Below are 2,568 nucleotides of genomic sequence, written 5' to 3' on the forward strand. Positions count from 1 at the left end.
CACCGAGCGGTTCCGGTCGACCAGCTTGACCGGGTTGAAGTAACTGGCAACCGCCTGCTTGGTCTCCTCGTTGGCGGCATTGACCAGCCACAGCACGAGGAACAGACAGAACATCGCCGTCATGAAGTCGGCGAAGGCGATCTTCCAGGCGCCGCCATGGTGATCGTCATGATCGTCGTGGCCGCGCTTGACGATGATGATTTCCTGGCGCTCCTGCACGGCACTCATTGCGCGTCTCCCATCAGCAGCGCGCGCATCTCGCCAAGGCGCGTCGACAGCACCTGCGTGTCGACAATTGCCACCAGTTCGGCCTCGTCGGCGAGGGCGAATTCGGGCGCGGCCAGATCCGGGGGCCAATCGGCGGCGAGCGTATCGAGAAGCGCCTGCGGCCCGGAAACCTTCGCCCGGACCCAGCCGCCGGCGCGGATCGCCTCGGCCAGTTGGGCGCAGAACCGGTCAAGGGCAGCCGTCTCGACCGCCGCCATCAGCGGATGGGCCAGCATCGGGCCGAGGGCGGCCTTCACGGCCCCGGCGACGGCCTCGGCCATGGCCGGCACGGCGTGTCCGGCAAGCCGCGCAAGCTCGGCGGCATGGGCCTTCCTGAGTGCTTCGATCTCGGCGGTCAGCCCGGCGATCCGCGCATCGCTGTCCGGCCCTTCGGCGGCACGGTCCGCCTCGGGCTCCGGCATCGCCGGACCGGGCTGCGCGGACGCCGGATCGCCCTCAACGCCGTCGGACGGGGGGCGTTGGAGGGCCTGGACGGCTTGGGGGGCTTGGGCGGCCGGTGGCGTAAAGACCTGGGTCAGCATGGACTGAAGGCCGGCGGCGTCCCGATCAGGGGACATGTGGCCACGCACAGGAGCGACGTCTTCGCGACAAGGCGCGCGGACCGGCACGGGCGGGGACGGATCGAAGCCCGGCGCCGCCCCGCGTGGATCGAACAGCGGCTCGAAAACGCCGGCGGCGGCCGCCAAAGCGTCGGGCGTGTCGTCCTCGGCGAAATCGGGAAGCAGCGTCTTGAGGGCCCCACCCATCCTAGGAGACCGCTTCGTTGCCGAGCCAGCGGCGCAGGATCTGCGCGGCGCGCTCCTCGTTCATGTCGACGATCCGCGACAGGCGCTCTTCGGGCGCGGGTTTCAGCTGGATCGATTCGGCCGCCATGTCGACAAGGGATTCGCCGCCGCCGGCCATGGCGGCGTCTGCGGCGCCGGCGCCCTGGCCGGCCAGCAGCGGCGTCGGGGCGGCCTCGACACGCGCGACCTGCTCGGCGAAATCGCCTGAACGCAGCACATTGATCATCGGCCGCACCGCAAGGAAGATCACCGCCAGGATCACGCCGACGAAGGCAAGCGCGTTGATCGCCGTGCCCAGATGCTCGGTCAGAGAGGCCATGGCGCCGGGCGCGGCGGAGCCAGCCTCGGCCACGCCCTCGACAAAATCGAGCGCGGTGACGCTGAGAACGTCGCCGCGCTCGTCGATAACGCCGGCGGCGGCCGCGGCGATCGTGCGAATCTGGGCCAGACGCTCATCGATCCGGGCCGGCTCCAGCGGCGTTCCGCCGGGCCCGACGAAGCGCGCGCGGTTGACCACCACGGCGATCGACAGCCGGTCGACCGTGTAGCCGCTCGAAACCGTCGCGGTGCGCTTCGAGCTAAGCTCGTAATTGGTGGTTTCCTCGCGGCGCTCGCTGCGCTCGTTGATGCTCGAATCGCCACCGCCCTGCTGCGCGTCCCGGGGCAGATCCTCGGCGACCGTGACGGGGTCGGCGGTGAACTGCTCGGTCGCGGCATCCTCGCTGCGCACAACCTGCACCGAACGCTCGACACGGCTGTCGGGATCGAAGATCGTCTCCTCGATCTGCCGCTGGTCGGTGTTGACGTCGGCCTGAACGCTGACGCGGAAGTTGGCGCCGCCCAGCGTGGCCGCCAGCGCGCGGTGGATGCTGTCGGCGAGCTGGTTTTCGACCGTCGCCTCGATCCCGATGGCGCTGGAGGCCGAACTGGTGAGCGGGTCCTCGCCGGCGGCGAGCAGCCTGCCCGCGGAATCGAGCACCGTGACATTGTCGGCGACCATGCCCGGCACCGCCGCGGCGACCAGGTGCCGTATGGCGTTGGCGCGGCTTTCGACGCCGGCCCGATCGAAGCGGATGATCACCGATGCGGTCGGCACCTGCTCGGCGCGGCGGAAATTGCCGCGTTCGGCCATGACGATATGCACGCGCGCGCCCTTGACGCCGCTGATCGTCTGGATCGACCGGGCGATCTCGCCTTCGAGCGCGCGCACGCGCGTGACTTCCTGCATGAAGGAGGTCAGGCCGAGCGAGCCCAGATCGTCGAAAAGCTCGTACCCGGCGCCCGCGCCCGACGGCAGGCCCTTCTCGGCCAGGATCATCCGCGCCCGGCCGGTCATGCCGCCGGGCACCATGAGCGCCGTGCCTTCCGCATCGACGTCATAGACGATGCCGGCCTCGCCCAGCGCCAGGCCCATGCGCGTGACATCGTCGCGCTCAAGGCCGACATAGAGCGGCTGGTAGGCGGGCCGGTTCACAAAGGCCGAACCGACGCCGAC

The 2,568-nt window shown here is 70.1% G+C and carries 3 protein-coding genes; all 3 read right to left on the minus strand.

Annotated features, from left to right (window positions below; all coding sequences use genetic code 11):
* Window positions 1-228 (minus strand): flagellar motor protein MotB (locus tag AC5E6L_RS15060; protein ID WP_491774390.1); only part of this gene is annotated, 228 nt, incomplete at its 3' end.
* The gene (locus tag AC5E6L_RS15065) at window positions 225-1,034 is read right to left on the minus strand and encodes a hypothetical protein (protein ID WP_491774392.1); all 810 of its coding nucleotides are present in this window, start codon (window positions 1,032-1,034) and stop codon (window positions 225-227) included. The genes AC5E6L_RS15065 and AC5E6L_RS15060, both read right to left, overlap by 4 nt.
* A 1-nt stretch (window position 1,035) precedes the next feature.
* The coding region (gene fliF, locus AC5E6L_RS15070) for a flagellar basal-body MS-ring/collar protein FliF (protein WP_491774393.1) at window positions 1,036-2,568 on the minus strand (1,533 nt) is incomplete at its 5' end.

The organism is Roseitalea sp. (assembly GCF_984466335.1).